Source organism: Aeromonas hydrophila subsp. hydrophila ATCC 7966 (assembly GCF_000014805.1).
GTDB classification, from domain to species: domain Bacteria; phylum Pseudomonadota; class Gammaproteobacteria; order Enterobacterales; family Aeromonadaceae; genus Aeromonas; species Aeromonas hydrophila.
Genome location: NC_008570.1, coordinates 1,254,648 through 1,270,213, shown reverse-complemented (window position 1 = coordinate 1,270,213; position 15,566 = coordinate 1,254,648). Strand labels below are relative to the sequence as shown.

The 15,566-nt window shown below is 60.4% G+C and carries 16 protein-coding genes; 9 read left to right on the top strand and 7 right to left on the bottom strand.

Going from position 1 to position 15,566, the window contains the following annotated elements; translation table 11 throughout:
• Positions 1–25 precede the first annotated feature (25 nt).
• The 3 genes from glnD to AHA_RS05900 all read left to right on the top strand — a co-directional run bounded on the left by glnD (position 26) and on the right by AHA_RS05900 (position 4,186).
• Complete coding sequence (gene glnD, locus AHA_RS05910) at positions 26–2,680, top strand: bifunctional uridylyltransferase/uridylyl-removing protein GlnD (protein WP_011705092.1); 2,655 nt, start codon at positions 26–28, stop codon at positions 2,678–2,680.
• A 166-nt stretch (positions 2,681–2,846) separates the two neighbouring features.
• Positions 2,847–3,674 (top strand): 2,3,4,5-tetrahydropyridine-2,6-dicarboxylate N-succinyltransferase, encoded by an 828-nt coding sequence (gene dapD / locus AHA_RS05905; protein WP_005303473.1) that lies wholly within the window; start codon positions 2,847–2,849, stop codon positions 3,672–3,674.
• A gap of 128 nt (positions 3,675–3,802) precedes the next feature.
• Complete coding sequence (locus AHA_RS05900) at positions 3,803–4,186, top strand: DUF3461 family protein (protein ID WP_011705091.1); 384 nt, start codon at positions 3,803–3,805, stop codon at positions 4,184–4,186.
• 180 nt (positions 4,187–4,366) lie between these two features.
• On the opposite strand, the gene ptsG is transcribed toward AHA_RS05900, so the two are convergent.
• From ptsG to AHA_RS05870, 6 genes are all read right to left on the bottom strand, one after another.
• Positions 4,367–5,797 carry a PTS glucose transporter subunit IIBC gene (ptsG, locus tag AHA_RS05895; protein WP_011705090.1) on the bottom strand — a complete coding sequence of 477 codons (1,431 nt, stop codon included), beginning with the start codon at positions 5,795–5,797 and terminating at the stop codon, positions 4,367–4,369.
• Positions 5,798–6,228: 431 nt separating this feature from the next.
• Positions 6,229–7,200 carry a MalM family protein gene (locus tag AHA_RS05890; protein ID WP_164927569.1) on the bottom strand — a complete coding sequence of 324 codons (972 nt, stop codon included), beginning with the start codon at positions 7,198–7,200 and terminating at the stop codon, positions 6,229–6,231.
• A 91-nt stretch (positions 7,201–7,291) separates the two neighbouring features.
• Positions 7,292–8,608 (bottom strand): maltoporin, encoded by a 1,317-nt coding sequence (locus AHA_RS05885; protein WP_041217213.1) that lies wholly within the window; start codon positions 8,606–8,608, stop codon positions 7,292–7,294.
• A gap of 528 nt (positions 8,609–9,136) precedes the next feature.
• The gene (locus AHA_RS05880) at positions 9,137–9,577 is read right to left on the bottom strand and encodes a flavodoxin (RefSeq protein ID WP_011705087.1); all 441 of its coding nucleotides are present in this window, start codon (positions 9,575–9,577) and stop codon (positions 9,137–9,139) included.
• Between the two features lie 76 nt (positions 9,578–9,653).
• The gene (gene truC, locus AHA_RS05875; RefSeq protein WP_011705086.1) at positions 9,654–10,427 is read right to left on the bottom strand and encodes a tRNA pseudouridine(65) synthase TruC; all 774 of its coding nucleotides are present in this window, start codon (positions 10,425–10,427) and stop codon (positions 9,654–9,656) included.
• Complete coding sequence (locus AHA_RS05870) at positions 10,424–10,759, bottom strand: YqcC family protein (protein WP_011705085.1); 336 nt, start codon at positions 10,757–10,759, stop codon at positions 10,424–10,426. The genes truC and AHA_RS05870 overlap by 4 nt, the downstream gene beginning before the upstream one ends.
• A 263-nt stretch (positions 10,760–11,022) precedes the next feature.
• On the opposite strand from AHA_RS05870, the gene AHA_RS05865 reads away from it, so the two are divergent.
• From AHA_RS05865 to AHA_RS05845, 5 genes are all read left to right on the top strand, one after another.
• Positions 11,023–12,051 carry a DUF3549 family protein gene (locus AHA_RS05865; RefSeq protein ID WP_011705084.1) on the top strand — a complete coding sequence of 343 codons (1,029 nt, stop codon included), beginning with the start codon at positions 11,023–11,025 and terminating at the stop codon, positions 12,049–12,051.
• 69 nt (positions 12,052–12,120) lie between these two features.
• Complete coding sequence (locus AHA_RS05860; RefSeq protein ID WP_011705083.1) at positions 12,121–12,420, top strand: DUF3301 domain-containing protein; 300 nt, start codon at positions 12,121–12,123, stop codon at positions 12,418–12,420.
• Between the two features lie 57 nt (positions 12,421–12,477).
• Positions 12,478–12,714 carry a DUF2789 domain-containing protein gene (locus AHA_RS05855; RefSeq protein ID WP_011705082.1) on the top strand — a complete coding sequence of 79 codons (237 nt, stop codon included), beginning with the start codon at positions 12,478–12,480 and terminating at the stop codon, positions 12,712–12,714.
• A gap of 88 nt (positions 12,715–12,802) precedes the next feature.
• The gene (locus tag AHA_RS05850; RefSeq protein WP_077392327.1) at positions 12,803–13,099 is read left to right on the top strand and encodes a hypothetical protein; all 297 of its coding nucleotides are present in this window, start codon (positions 12,803–12,805) and stop codon (positions 13,097–13,099) included.
• Between the two features lie 3 nt (positions 13,100–13,102).
• Positions 13,103–13,888: a Zn-ribbon-containing protein gene (locus AHA_RS05845; protein ID WP_011705081.1), complete on the top strand. Its 786-nt coding sequence runs from the start codon at positions 13,103–13,105 to the stop codon at positions 13,886–13,888.
• A gap of 69 nt (positions 13,889–13,957) precedes the next feature.
• Here the strand turns inward: AHA_RS05845 and syd are convergent, their stop codons facing one another.
• Positions 13,958–14,506, bottom strand: a complete 549-nt coding sequence (gene syd, locus AHA_RS05840; protein ID WP_011705080.1) for a SecY-interacting protein — start codon at positions 14,504–14,506, stop codon at positions 13,958–13,960.
• 157 nt (positions 14,507–14,663) lie between these two features.
• Here syd and queF point away from each other — a divergent pair, with 157 nt between their 5' ends.
• On the top strand, positions 14,664–15,512 hold the full coding sequence (gene queF, locus AHA_RS05835) for an NADPH-dependent 7-cyano-7-deazaguanine reductase QueF (RefSeq protein WP_164927568.1): 849 nt from the start codon (positions 14,664–14,666) through the stop codon (positions 15,510–15,512).
• Positions 15,513–15,566 lie beyond the last annotated feature (54 nt).

Here is a 15,566-nt window from a genome sequence, read left to right as displayed (position 1 = left end):
GTGCGACAGTAGAGTGTGAGACGCCATGGATGCCAGCCTGCTTTCCCCCCACCTGTTACCCGACGCTCAGCTCACCCGCGAGAACTGCAAGGAGTACCTGAGCCGTTTTCTCGGCTGGCTGCACGCCCGCTTCGATGCCGGTGACAACATCATCGAACTGGTGGCCACCCGCTCCGAATACATGGACGAGCTGCTGACCCGGTTGTGGCAAAAGTTCGGCTTCGACAAGACGGAGCTCACCCTGATCGCGGTGGGCGGCTATGGCCGCGGTGAACTGCACCCCCACTCCGACATCGACCTGCTGATCCTCTACGAAGGGGACGAGCTGGACGAGGTGCTGGGGCTGCGCATCGGTGAGTTCATCACCCTGCTGTGGGATCTCAAGCTGGAGGTGGGCCAGGCGGTGCGCAACGTGGCCGAGTGCCTCGAGCAGGGGCGTGGCGACATCACGGTCGCCACCAACCTCATCGAGGCGCGCTACATCACCGGCCGCGAGGCGGGCTTCCAGCAGCTCAAGGAAGCCACCGGCCCCCAGCACTTCTGGCCAAGCGAGCAGTTCTTCAAGGCCAAACGCGAAGAGCAGGCCCAGCGCCACCAGCAGTTTCTCGGCACCGCCTACAAGCTGGAGCCGGATCTCAAGAGCAATCCCGGCGGCCTGCGCGACATCCAGACCCTGGCCTGGGTGGCCCGTCGCCACTTCGGCGCCACCACCCTGTTCGAGATGACCAGCCACGGCTTTCTCAACCGGGCCGAGTATCGCGAGCTGCTCGATTGCCAGAATTTTCTGTGGAAGGTGCGCTTCGCCCTGCACATGGCCATCAACAAGGGCGACAACCGGCTGCTGTTCGATCGCCAGCGTACCGTGGCCCAGATGCTGGGCTTCGAGGGGGAAGGCAATGCCCCGGTCGAGCAGATGATGAAGCGCTTCTACCAGACGGTGCGGCGGGTCTCCGAGCTCAACGAGATGCTGCTGCAGCTGTTTGACGAGGCGATCCTCGGCAACACCGCCATGGACGTGCGCCGTCTCTCCGACGAGTTCCAGCTGCGCGGCCGCCTCATCGATGCGGTGGATTCCGAACTGTTCGGCCGCGAGCCCGCCGCCATCCTGCGCCTCTTCTACCAGATAGCCCAGCACCCGGAGATTGCCGGCATCCACTCCGCCACCCTGCGCCAGCTACGCGAGGCGCGCCGCAAGCTCAACTGCTGGCTACAGGACTTGCCCGACTGCCGCCGCCTGTTCATGGCGCTGCTGCGCCACCCCAACGGCATCGGTCAGCCGCTCACCCTGATGCACAAGTACGGCATCCTGGCGGCCTACCTGCCGCAGTGGAACCTCATCGTCGGCCAGATGCAGTTCGACATGTTCCATGCCTACACGGTGGATGAGCACACCCACCGGCTGCTCAAGAACATCCATCAGTTTCCCAACCCGGCCAGCCGTCAGACCCATCCGCTCTGCCACGAGGTGTTCACCCGGCTGCGCAAACCCGAGCTGCTCAGCATCGCCGCCCTGTTCCACGACATCGCCAAGGGGCGGCGTGGCGACCACTCAGAGCTCGGCGCCGTCGATGCGCTGGAATTCTGCCAGCTGCACGGTCTGGATCGCTACGAGAGCCGGCTGGTCGCCTGGCTGGTGCGCCATCACCTGCTGATGTCGGTCACCGCCCAGCGCCGCGACATCTATGACCCTGAGGTGGTCACCGATTTTGCCCAGAAGGTGCGCGACGAGCAGCACCTCGACCTGCTGTATTGCCTGACCGTGGCCGATATCTGCGCCACCAACGACACCCTCTGGAACGACTGGAAAGGCACCCTGCTGCGCGAGCTCTACTTCGCGACCCAGAAGGCGCTGCGCCAGGGGCTGGAAAACCCGCCCGACATGCGCCTCAAGATCCGCGAAAACCAGCGCCAGGCCAAACAGATCCTGGCCCAGCGCGACGTGCCGGAGGCGGCCATCAACCAGCTCTGGAGCGACTTCAAGGCCGACTACTTCCTGCGCCACACGCCGGAGCAGATCGCCTGGCACTGCCGCAAGATCATCGAACACGGCGACAACCCGGCGCCGCTGGTGATCATCGGCAAGCACCCGACCCGCGGCGGCAGCGAGGTGTTCATCTATTGTCGTGACACCCCGAATCTGTTTGCCACCGTGGCCTCGGCGCTGGATCAGAAAAACCTCAACATCCACGACGCCCAGATCATGAATTCGCGCAGCGACTACGTGCTGGATACCTTCGTAGTGCTCGAACCCAACGGCGAGCCCATCAGCCCCAACCGCACCGCCACCATCAAGAAAGCGCTGGAGAAGGCGCTGCAGGAGCCGGGCAAGCTGGTGCTGCGCAGCAAGCCCCTGTCACGGCGCCACCGCCAGTTCAGCGTGCCGACCCGGGTGGTCTTCCTGCCCCATAAAGGGGAGACCCGCCACACCCTGCTGGAGCTGACCGCGCTCGATACCCCAGGGCTGCTGGCCCGCATTGGCGCCGTGTTCCAGCAGTGCGGCCTGTCGCTCCATGCCGCCAAGATCACCACCATCGGCGAGCGGGTGGAGGACTTTTTCAGCCTCACCACCCTGGCCGGCGAACCCTTGACCCAGGCCGAGCAGCATGCGCTGGAGGAGCGGCTGGTCAACCAGCTCAACCCGCAAGAGTCGGCCGATGATGAGGGCAGGCCGGGCCAGTGAAGGCTTCACAAGACGCCGAGTCAGCCCCTGATTTATCAAGCAGAACAAAAGGTTGGACCACGCCAGCACAATAAATCGGCGTTCCCGTGAAGAAATCGGCCCGAGCCCTTAAAAACAATTGGAAAAGTGTGATACAACAAACGGAATTTTTTAAAGGAAACCTGTCATGACCGAGTTGCAACAGATCATCGAAGCGGCCTTCGAGCGCCGTGATTCCATCACTCCCGGCTCCGTCGATGCCGCCACCAAGGCCGCCATCCTGCAAGCCATCGACCTGCTGGACTCCGGCAAGGCTCGCGTTGCCGAGAAGATTGCCGGCGAGTGGGTGGTACACCAGTGGTTGAAGAAGGCGGTACTGCTCTACTTCCGCATCAATGACAACGGCATCATCAAGGGTGACGACGCCCAGTACTACGACAAGGTTCCCCTCAAGTTCTCCGACTACAGCGCCGAGCAGTTCAAGGCTGCCGGTGTGCGCGTGGTGCCGCCGGCCACCGCCCGCAAAGGCTCCTTCATCGCCCCCAATACCGTGCTGATGCCCTCCTACGTCAACATCGGCGCCTTCGTCGATGAAGGCACCATGGTCGACACCTGGGCCACCGTGGGCTCCTGCGCCCAGATCGGCAAGAACGTGCACCTCTCCGGCGGCGTCGGCATCGGCGGCGTACTGGAGCCGCTGCAGGCCAACCCGACCATCATCGAAGACAACTGCTTCATCGGTGCCCGTTCCGAAGTGGTGGAAGGGGTGATCGTGGAAGAGGGCTCCGTCATCTCCATGGGCGTCTTCATCGGCCAGTCCACCCGCATCTATGACCGTGAAACCGGCGAGATCCACTACGGCCGCGTCCCGGCCGGCTCGGTGGTCGTCTCCGGCTCCCTGCCCTCCAAGTGCGGCAAGTACAGCCTGTACGCCGCCGTCATCGTTAAGAAGGTAGATGCCAAGACCCGCGCCAAGGTCGGCATCAACGCCCTGCTGCGCTCCATCGACGAGTAAGCGGTTTTGCGGTGATTTAAAAGGGCGCCTGATGGCGCCCTTTTGATTTTGGCGCCCCTGTCACAGGCAAGCCACACCGACTCGGTTAAGATAGATTGGTCAGGATCGTTTCAAACCGAGGAAGCCCGATGTACGAGAATCTGAAGAGCCTGGGGATCCAGGAACCCACCTCAGTGGACAGCTATACCCTGCGCCAGGAAGCCAATCACGACATCCTCAAGATCTACTTCAAGAAACAGAAGGGCGAGTTTTTCGCCAAGAGCGTCAAGTTCAAATATCCGCGCCAGCGCAAGACCATGCTGGTCGATTCGGGCACCCACGAGTACAAGGATGTCACCGAGATCAACGCCAATCTCAAGTACGTGGTGGATGAGCTCGACAACCTGACCCAGGGCGTGCACGTGCAGGCCGACCCAGACATCAAGCAGAAGATCTTGCGCGACCTGCGCCACCTGGAAAAAGTGGTGCAGAACAAGATCAGCGAAATCGAGCGGGATCTGGAAAAGCTCTAAACCGGTCTGATGCAGCAAAGGCGCCCATGGGCGCCTTTTTCTTTGAGCTCAAAAGCGATGGCAACATTGATACCGCGCCGGTCGAAATATGCACCACCGCATCCGGCTGCCCTATGACGCCCAGCAAAAAGGGAGGCTTGTGCCTCCCTTTTCAACAACTCTGGGATCCAGGCAACAGGATTAGTTGCTCTTCATCCAGATGTCCATGTCGGTTTTCAGGTTGTCGGACTTGGTACCGAAGATGGCTTGTACGCCGGAACCTGCCACTACCACACCGGCAGCGCCCAGTTTCTTCAGACCAGCCTGGTCAACCTTGGCCACGTCTTTCACACCGACCCGCAGACGGGTGATGCAGGCGTCCAGCGAAGCGATGTTATCTTTACCACCGAAGGCAGAGACCAGGGCAGCAGACATCTCGTCCTTGCTCTGACCAACGCTCTCTTCGGCCGCTTCGTCTTCACGACCCGGGGTTTTCAGGTTCATGGCACGGATGACCACGGTGAAGACCACGTAGTAGATGACGGCATAGACCAGACCCAGACCCACCAGCAGCAGCATGTGATCGGCACGCGGGGATTGCACCACGAAGTCGATGAAGCCGTTGGAGAAGGTGTGACCGTGTACCACGCCCAGAGAGTTGGTCAGCACGTAGGCCAGACCAGCCAGCACGGCGTGGATGGCGTACAGTACCGGCGCGATGAACAGGAAGGAGAATTCGATCGGCTCGGTGATACCGGTCAGGAAAGAGGTCAGGGCGGCAGAGGCCATGATACCTACGATCTTGGCGCGGTTTTCCGGCTTGGCGGAGTGCGCGATGGCAAACGCGGCAGCAGGCAGACCGAACATCTTGAACAGGTAGCCACCGGCCAGCTGACCGAAGCCGTTGCCGGCAGCACGGGAAGCGTCGTCAGCAGTCAGGAAGCAGGTCATGATGCCGTGTACGGTTTCACCGGCAGCGTTGACACAGGTACCAGCCTGATAGAAGAAAGGTACGTTCCAGATGTGGTGCAGACCGAACGGGATCAGGGAGCGCTCAACCACGCCGTAGATACCGAAGGCCAGTACCGGGTTCTGGTTGGCAGCCCAGTCGGAGAAGGCACCGATGGCAGCGCCCACCGGCGGCCAAATGACGGACAGGATCACGCCCAGGCCGATGGAGACGAAACCGGTGATGATGGGCACGGCACGTTTGCCGGCGAAGAAGCCCAGATACTCGGGCAACTGGATCTTGTAGAAGCGGTTGAACGCCCATGCGGCCACGCCACCGGCGAGGATACCGCCCAGGACGCCGGTTTCGATGGTCTCAACGCCCATCACGGGCGCCATGACCTTCAGGGTAGCGACCATGATGCCGTAGCCGACGATGGCTGACAGACCGGATACGCCGTCGTTATTGGTAAAGCCGAGGGCCACACCCACTGCGAACAGCAGGGCCATCTGACCAAATACGGAACCACCGGCCTGCTCCATCAATTGGGAGACAATTTCCGGCAACCAGCTGAAGTGGGCAGCACCCACCCCCAGCAGAATACCTGCAACGGGCAAGACCGATACTGGCAGCATCAGCGCCTTACCGACCTTTTGCAGATTAGAGAAAGCATTTTTTAACATGTGTGCGCTCCTGAATGGAATGTCTTACCGTAGACGCTTCAGTCCAATTTATAGACGATCATCAACATCATCTCTCATCGGCATGAATTCGACGCGGGTTTGTTTATTTTGACCAGCTGAATATAACCCAGCAGATCGCAAATATCTTCCATCAGGGGTAAGCGAATAAAAAATTTGGAGGGGAGATCACAAGATAATTTCGGCGGGAATTTTCGGCTAATTACAGATATATTTCGGCATCTTCATGCTAAGCCATAAATATGAAAAGTGCTGTTTCGCATTGTATTTTAGCCAATCAAATTAATACCCAACGAAACGCATTGTAACTTAATGTAACCATTTGCTGTTTTTCTATTTTAGTCTACCGATTAAAAAGGCCTCCAACAAGGGAGGCCTCAAATAAATATTATATTTTAAAGACCGGGCAATATTCAGCCCTTTTGGGAGCGCTTCACCGCATCAATAAAGATCGATTTAGCCTTGGTCGAACCGGCCCGCTCCGCCTCGCTGACCAGTTGCATCGCCTTGTCGATATCACCGGCTTTCACCGCTTTTTCGATCTGGGATTGATAGAAGGCCTCGGTTTCGCTCAGCATGGCGGGCGCAGGCTTGGCAGGCGCGGCTACCGCAGCGGTCGCCACAGTGCCTGCCGCAACGGCCGTCGCCGCCGGTGCAGCCTTGCTCATTGCTACCTTGTCGGCATATTCAGGCTTGAAGACCGCTTCCAGTCCCTGCCCTTTTGCCATGTCGGCCACCTTGATCTGTACCAGACCCCATGGGGAGTGCGGGATCACGGGGTCTTTGATATCCGGTTCAACCGTCCCGTTGGCTCTGGCAAACGCCTTGGAGGGGTGCAGTATGGTGGTGCTGCCTGCCAGCTTGTCGGCCGGGGCATAGACAATCATATAGGTCTCGGCCGCCGGATTGCCCGGCATGCTGCGGTCGACGAACAACTTGCCCTCAATCCTGTCGTTATCGAGCAGATGGGCCGGCTGATAGCTGAATACCGATTCACCCAGCACGCGCGTCACCTTGAACTGGGCATCCAGCATGATGACCTGTGGGATCAGCACCGTCTTGCTCACCTGGGATGCGATGCTGATGGCCAGATTGCCGGTATTGGCCGGCAGGCGATAAGCGGCGAAATAGCTCATCCCCTCGTCAAACTGAAAACTGGGTTGCTTGCTGTCGAGGGCCAGCAGAGTGTCGCCCTCCGGCAACGCCACATAATTGAAATCACTGAAAGCGGTGCAGCAGCTGGTCGCCTGCGAGAGCGCCTGCTTGGCCTGATCGGCATTACTCAGGATGGATGCATGATCCTGCACGGGGACCAACATGCTACCGGAACAACCGGCCAACAGCGCAGTAACCACGGCTGCGATAGACATCTTTACCAGTTTCATTCTTCTTATCTCCATAACCCGGTTGCCGTTACCCGGCGAAACAAAACTGCCCCCATACGGGGGCAGTGACTAACTTAACTTAAACAGCTGCTTACCACCAAGCTTCCGCTTGAACACCAACTTGGTAGGTGTCTTTGGAGGTACCGCTTTCGAAGACTTTCTTGTCTTCGTCGTTGGCCAGGTAGGAGGCGAACACACGGATTTCAGGACGGGCCCAGAAACTGGAGCCGGCAGACCAGGCTTGAGCCAGGGTCAGCTTGTAACCGGAATCATCTTCGGTAGTACCGTTGGTGGACTTGTTCTTGTCCTTGAAGTAACCGCCTTCGAAGATGGTCTTGTTGAAGTCATCCCACTTGTACATCGGGCGAACAACGGCAGACATGGTTTCAAACTTGTCGTTGCCATCCCACATCTCGTTGCCTACACCGTAGACCAGTTGGTGACCCATCTCGAAGTTGTTGCCCATCGGGACAACACCCCAGTTGATGATACGGAAACCGTCAGCACCGTCTTTGGCTTCGGCACCGTACCAGGAACCGTCACCGTAGAAGGCCATGGTCTTGGAGTAACCTTCAGTACCGTACTGCAGAACGGTCTTGTTGAAGCCACCCAGGATGCCTTGGGTCAGTTCGGCAGTCAGCATGACGCCGTCTTTCATGTTGTTGTTTTTCAGCGGTTTCTGCGCTTCGGTCTCATTGACCAGAGCATACATGGCGCCGACTTCCAGAGAGGCTTCGCTCCACAGCGGGATACCGGCATAACGCAGGTCCAGCGTGTTGACGTTCAGATCTTCGTTCTTCACATAGTTCGGAGCTGCGCTGGTACCGGTGTTGGTGTACTCACCGAATACGTCTTTTGCGCTGCGGTCATTGCGAATCCAGGCGAAGGAGATCTTGCCAGGACCGGCCTGGATCCCTTCGATACCGGCACCGGCACCGGAGATGTTCCAGTAGTAGAAGTCAGAGATGTGGATGTCGTGACGTTGGTAGTAACGCTTACCAGCCCACAGGGTAGCTTCCGGCGCGAAGCCCAGCAGGCCCTTGGCTTGCACGTTGAACTGGCGCAGCGCGAAATCGGAGTCGCCGCTGCACTGTTTGGCATCAAAGTTACAAACGGTACCGGTACCTTCCCAGTCGTTTGAACCGTTGGAAGCCATGGCAAACATGGAGTCAACGTAGAAAGTCTTGCCGTCCTTGTTGAATACTTCCTGACCCAGCTGAACTTCGCCGTAGGTATCATTTTCGTTACCCAGACGACCAACCTTGTTCACGTTGTATTTCACCATGTCGCCGTCACCGGAAACGCCGACACCTGAACGGAAGTAGCCGTGGAAATCAACGGCGAAGGCGGCTTGGGAAGCCAGGGCTGCGGTTACTGCTGCAGCGATCGGGAGCCACTTTGCTTTCATTTTCATTTTCCTTATTCCCGCTGAGAGGAGTGTGATCCTGAATATCCAAGTTCTTATCACCATAAAAACGTTTAGGTGATAACCGAGGCCGATTATAGGTAGCCAATTTCGGGACAAACATGAGCTGATTCACAAAATGGCGACAAATCGCCCAGCATTGGCCGTGGAGGGTTTTGTACGATGATAATCAACCGAACCATGCAATAACTCACCATCAACATGGGAGTAAAAGCGAAAAGATCCATCATGAAACCGCTACCAACCATTAATTCGCTTCGATGAATAAGTTATAAATATTCAAATTGATGACAAAAACATGACTGAAATCGCTTTCAATGGGGAACTTTTAAATTTGAGGCATGTCGGCTTCCCCCGAAATAAATCGCTGAGCAAAGCGGGGATGACGTGGAAAATAACCGGATAAATATCGGGCAAATATGGTCAGTTGAGACTGCTGATTATCGCAAAATAAACATCCCCGCCAGACGGGCTGAGCGGGGATGAATAAAGGATAAAAACGGACGATCGCTACAGTTTATTTAGCCAGCCATTGAGCCAGGCCAGCGCTGCCTTTTCCGGCTCATCATCGACGGTGGCATCTATCTCCAGCCGGGGCAGCAGAGGACTGGCACCGAGCTCCTGCAACAGCGCATCGAGATGACGGCCGGCACCGCAGAAATGCTCGTAGCTGCTGTCCCCCATGGCGATCAGTGCATAACGCCACCCTTTCATGTAGGGGGCCCGGTCAGCCAGGGCGGTGGCCAGTGGCTGCAGATTGGGCGGAATATCACCCTGCCCCGTGGTAGCAGTGATGACCAGCAAGAATCGACTCGCATCCAGATCTGCCAGCTCGGCTTCCTCGAACACCTGGCAGCCGTGCCCCGCCTGCTCCAGCTGTGCCGCCAGCGTCTCGGCCACCAGCATGGCCGCGCCATATACGGTACCCACCACTATGTCTATCTGCGCCATCACGGACCCCTTTGACCAACATGGATGCCCAGCATGCCACAGCAACAGCTTGGGCAACACCCCGCGCTCGTCAGGCTCAGTAGTCGCTCTCGCTAGCAGGCCAGCCCAGCTCGGCAAACAGCTGCAGTACTTCCTGTCCCAGCGGCGCCTGGATCCGCATCGGCACCTTCAACACCGGGTGCTCAAAGCTGAGGGTGCGAGCCACCAGCAGCAGGCGATCGCAACCATAATGCTCGCGAAAGAAGCGGTTATGGCGGCCATCGCCGTGGGTGGTGTCACCGACGATGGGGTGAAACAAATGATCCATATGGCGGCGCAGCTGATGCTTGCGACCGGTTTTGGGGAACAGCCGAACCAGGCTGTAGCGGCTGGTGGGGTGTTTCTTGGAGACCGCATGGGGCAGCTCGACCTGATGCAGGCGACGAAACGCGGTCACCGCCTCCTGGGCCGGACGATCCGGGTCGCTCATGGCATCGGCGATCTTGTCCAATTGCTCTTTGAGCGGATAGTCGATGAGCCCCTGCTCGGGGGCCCAGCCACGCACTAGCGCCAGATACTCCTTGTGCACCTGACGGGCGGCAAAGGCTTCGGTCAGGGTACGGGCCACGGCGGGATCGAGGGCAAACAGCAGCACCCCCGAGGTGGGCCGGTCGAGCCGGTGTACCGGGTAGACGTGGCGACCGCCGATAAGATCCCGGGTCATCTGCATGGCGAAACGGGTCTCGGCCTTGTCGAGCCAGCTGCGGTGCACCAGCAGGCCGGAGGGCTTGTTGACCGCCACCAGCCAGTCATCCTGATAAAGCAGGGTCAGTTGCAAGGCGTTCTGTTCTTGTGCCTGCTCACGCATCATTGCTCAACCACTTTGCCGGAGAGCAGCAGATCGAAGCGGGCGATCAGGCGCAGCAGGGCTTCAACCTCGGCCAGCTCCTCCTTGTAGACTTCGCTGGCCATGGGATAGAGGGAGACGCTGCTGGGCAGCGGCGCCTGCAGCAGCACCAGCTGCTCCATACGCGGGATCAGCACGAACTGCAGCCACTGATCGAAGCTCAGGGTATCGACGCAAAATGGCAGCTCGCTGGCCAGGGCCTCTTCACCCGGATGGGCCGCTTGCCAGCGTTCCAGACGTTGCAGCTCGGCGGTCAGTTCACCCAACAGGCCGGCTACCAGCAGATATTGATTCATTGCGTTCTCTTCCTCATCACCACACACCGTCCGCCGCCAATCCTGTGTCGCTGGCGGCAGGCCGAACTTTGCAAAAAAGGGCGTTACTATACACCCTCCCCCCTATCCTCTGCCATGCCCCTTGCGGCCGACAACACGGGCGAAGAACCATGGCGGCTCCCGCTCTAGGCGTACCGGGCCAGATGCCGGGCGGCGCTCCCCCACTGGCTATCTTGTGCAACCTCCTTATAATCGGCCCGCATCACCCTTAGCCGGATCACCTCATGTCCACCATCAATACGCTGACCGAATTCTTGACTCAGGCCGACACCCAGTTTCAACTGTTCGACATGGGCCGCCAGGTGCGACCACTGGCGAGCGACACCTTCGAGCGCATCGAGCAGCAGCAGGAGCCCTACCCCTGGCCCCTGCAGCAGCACGCCTGGCTAGGCGTCCACTTCTTCCAGCCGGCCGAATCCCGTCACTACCTGTGGTTTCTCAAGTTTGCCCTCGACGAGCGCGGTCTGCTCATCGCCAGCGGCCCCAAACACTTCATGGATCAGGTGGTGGAAACCCTGGGCTACAAGCTGACCGGCGATCTCGACGAAGAGAAGGCCCAGCGTCTGGCGGAGAACCCCTACACCTTCCGCCCGGCCGAGGCCAAGATGGCCAGCCTGCACGCCAAACTGGCCCGTCAGCTGGAGCAGGCCCCCTCGACCTACTTCGAGGGGCTCTGCCACTATCTGGCGGCCCCGACGCCAGAGGGATGGCAGACCCTTGGCGTACAGGGTTTTGCCGATCTCGCTGAGCGGCTGCAGGATGAACGCAACCTGGCGCTGGTGTGCAAGGCGCTGCCAAAACTGCCGCAAGAGCCGCTCTACGCCCTTTGTCAGAGCCTGGAAAACGCCCCGTTGCCGCCGGCCGTGCAGGGCGCCCTGTTCGAGCGCATCGGCAAGGAGCAGGAGTGTGCCGAGCCCAATGCCGAGACCCTGGCCTACCTGTGCCGGGCACTGGCCTCCTGCAATGGCAGCAGCATGCGCACCAACAAGCTGCTGACCCTGCTGCAAACCCAGCCAAGCCCGGCCCTGCTGCTGGCCATCGCCGGCCGGCTCTGGCCCGATCTGAAGGATGCCGGCCTGCTCAGCCTGTTCCTGGAACAGCTGGCCCTGCAGCCGACCCAGTTCTTCAATCAGGTATTTGCCGAGCTGGTGACCCTGCCGGCCCTGCGCAATGATATGCTGGCCAGGCTGCGCGACCCCGAGCGCAGCGACGCCCTGGGCCAGGCCATCGGTCGCCTGTTCGCCTCGGCCTGATGATGTCGGCGACCCGCCACCATGACGGGTCGCCTGTCGCCACGGATCACACCCCGGAAGGAGCCCGCGATGGGTGAAATGTTCGCAATCTTGCTGCTTATCCTCGGTGCCGGTGCCTTCTGGCACCAGCGGCGTCAGGCCGAGCTCGCCTGGCAATACATGCGCCGCTACTGCCAGCATCACGACCTGCAACTGCTGTCGCTGGCCCGTAGCCACCGTGCGCTGGCCCACCAGCCGCTGCGGCTGCTCACCTATTACGAGTTTGAATTCTCCAGCGATGGCGAGAGCCACTATCTGGGGCAACTGCGCATGCAGGGGCTGCAGGTGGTCGGTGTCGAGCTGCCACCCCACCGGGTGCCCACCCTGTAAATCTGCCGCCACGGGGCGGGCCTATAATATTCAGGAATGCCTCTTGGGAGAGATGAGATGGAATTCCTGACCCACGATCTGGCCGCCCTGTTTGCCCAGCTGGGGCTGGCCAACGACGAGCTGAGCCTGCACCGCTTCATTCACGAGCACCGCTTGGACAACCAGACCCTGCTGCCGGAAGCCCCCTTCTGGAACCGCGCCCAGGCCGACTTTCTGCGCGATGCCCTGTGGAACGATGCGGACTGGTCGGAAGCCATCGACGAACTGGACGTGCTGCTGCGCCGGCCCGACTGACCCTTGCCCCGCTGTTCAGCGCCCCGCGCTTTGGTTAAGCTCTCTGCCCGTCCAGCCCGAACCACTTTTCATCCTGCGCAGGAGTCCCATGTCAGCCCAAGAGATCATCCGCATCGCCAATGAACTGGCCGCCAAGGGGATCACCCCCTCCACCGCCATGGTCAAGGCCCGCCTCAGCCAGCCCGTTCCCATGGCCGAGCTGCTCAAAGTGCTTAGCCAGTGGAAGCAGCAGCCCGCCAGCGCTTCGGAAGCCGGAAGCACAGCGCAAATGACCCCCGCTCCCGCCGCCGAGCCCACCCTGCTGCAGCTTGCTGAACGGCTCGAGCGGCTCGAACAGAAGGTGGATCGGCTGACCGAGCTGCTGCTCCAGCAGGGGAAGCAGTAAGCCATGTACATCCTTGAACTCTGCTTTGAGTGCTATCGCGACACCTCGCTAGTCGAGGCCGAGCGGGCCATCGTCAATTACCTCGACATGCTGCGCTATCAGGGCCAGATCCTCGGCCGGGAGTTCCCCACCAGCATGCACGAGGGCTATTTCGTCAGCCGGGTGGTCTGCCCGGAGCAGGACAGCCTGCACCCGGACAACCAGAGCGAGCAGGTCAAGCTGGCCGAGCAGCAGCTCAATCAAGCCGGCCTGCTCGCCCCCAAACTCCAGTTGCAGGGGGCGGATTTGCTCTCCGACAGCACCGACCCTTGCGGTCATGATGGTGAGCGCCCCAGCTGGATGCTGCTCTACACCAGCTTCCTGCACACCTGCTCGCCGCTGCGCTGCGGTGACCACTTCGCCCCCATCCCGCTCTATCGGCTGCCGGCCGTCGCCAACGGCGATCACAAGCAGATCATCAAGTGGCAGGAGGATTGGGAGGCGTGCGATCAGCTGCAGATGAACGGCTCCATCGCCGAGCATGCGGCGCTGCATGAAATCGGTGAAGTGGGCAGCCGGCTCCAGCGCCGTGGCAGCGATCTTGGCAAGCGGCTGGAAGCCCTGACCGGCATCCCCACCTACTACTACCTCTACCGGGTGGGCGGCCGGAGTGCGGCCGAGGAGAAAGCCCGTCCCTGTCCGAGCTGCGGCGGCGAGTGGGCGCTGGCCGAACCCTTGCACGAGATCTTCGACTTCAAGTGCGATCCCTGCCGGCTGGTCGCCAACCTCTCCTGGGATTTCAAGGACTGAGCCCGACGGTGAACCAAACAAAAACGCCTTGCCAATTGGCAAGGCGCTTTTCATTGCGGCTGACACTCTTTATTGCGGCAGGGTCTCCAACCGCTCGAGGAACGCCGGCAATGAGGGGGCCAGCACCAACCGACGACCCGAATCGAGCCACTCCAGCCACACCTGCCCGCTCTCGTTGTCGAGCGACACCAGCGTCATCTCGTTGCGGGTGGTGGCGATGAACAAAGAGGGTGAGCGCTTCAACTTGCGCAGCATCAGCAGGTGACCGATGAGGTTCTCCTTGAGCAAGTCGAGATCCGCCTCGTTCCAGGGCAGCACAAACTCGAGCCGCAACCCCTTGTAGAGGCAGGGCACAGGGCGGCTGAACCAGCCACCAAACAGGGCCTGCGCGGCCGGATGCAGGGTCAGCTCGAGCGCCTCGTTCATCGCCGTGAAATCGGCGGGCTCGGCGCGCCGATGCGGGCGCCAGGCCACCCGCCCCTCCTTGGGCTCATCCAGCTCGCAGGGGGAGCGCCAGTCTGCCTCCCACTCACACAGGGGCAGCCCTCGCCTCGCCTCGCCGTCGCGCTGCCAGCGCAAAAAAAAGTGTTCCAGGGCAGACAAGACTTGATCCGACATCGAAATTCCCCACAATTGCTGCCAAAGTTCGCTATTGCACCATCAAAGCCATGAGCAGACAAGGTGCAGCGCGGATCGCCAGCCGGCGCTCCCCGCCTTGCCGCCCCCATCGGGCGCATGCTCTGCCATCGCCCATTCAACGTTCGAGTCAGCACACATGAGCAAACAAGAGAGATACGCCGGAGCCAGCGCCCTGCAGGGGCTGAGCCTGGGTCAACAGTCGGCCTACATCAGTCAGTACACCCCGGCCCTGCTGCAGCCGGTGCCCCGCAGCCTGAACCGCGACGACCTCGGTCTTGGCGGCGAGCTGCCGTTCCAGGGTTGCGACGTCTGGACCCTGTACGAGCTCTCCTGGCTCAATGCCAGGGGCAAGCCCATGGTCGCCGTCGGCGAGGTCTCGGTGCCCGCCACCAGTGCGAACCTCATCGAATCCAAGTCGTTCAAGCTCTATCTCAACTCCTTCAACCAGACCCGCTGCGACTCGCTGGAAGCGGTGCAGGCCATGCTGGTCAAGGACTTGAGCGCCTGTGCCGGTAGCGACGTGAGCGTCACCCTGTTCCCGCTGGCCCAGGCTCCGCACCACATTGCCGCCCTGCCGGGCGAGTGCATCGACGAACAGGACATCGCCGTGGACTGTTACGAGTTCGATGCCGACCTGCTGCAAGGTGCGGCCGGCAGCCAGGAGGTGGAGGAGACCCTGCACAGCCACCTGCTCAAGTCCAACTGCCTGGTGACCAGCCAGCCGGACTGGGGATCCGTGGTGATCCACTATCGCGGCCCACAGCTGGACCGGGAAAAACTGCTGCGCTACCTCATCTCGTTTCGCCAGCACAACGAGTTCCACGAGCAGTGCATCGAGCGGATCTTCACCGATCTCAAGCACTTCTGCCGCCCGAGCCAGCTGACGGTCTACGCCCGCTACACCCGCCGCGGCGGCCTGGACATCAACCCGTTTCGCAGCGACTGGGAAGTGGTGCCGGCCAACCTGCGCCTGATCCGGCAATAATCCGTCACCCCGCCGGGCCTGCAGCGCTGCCACGGCCCGGATCGCGGGGTCGGC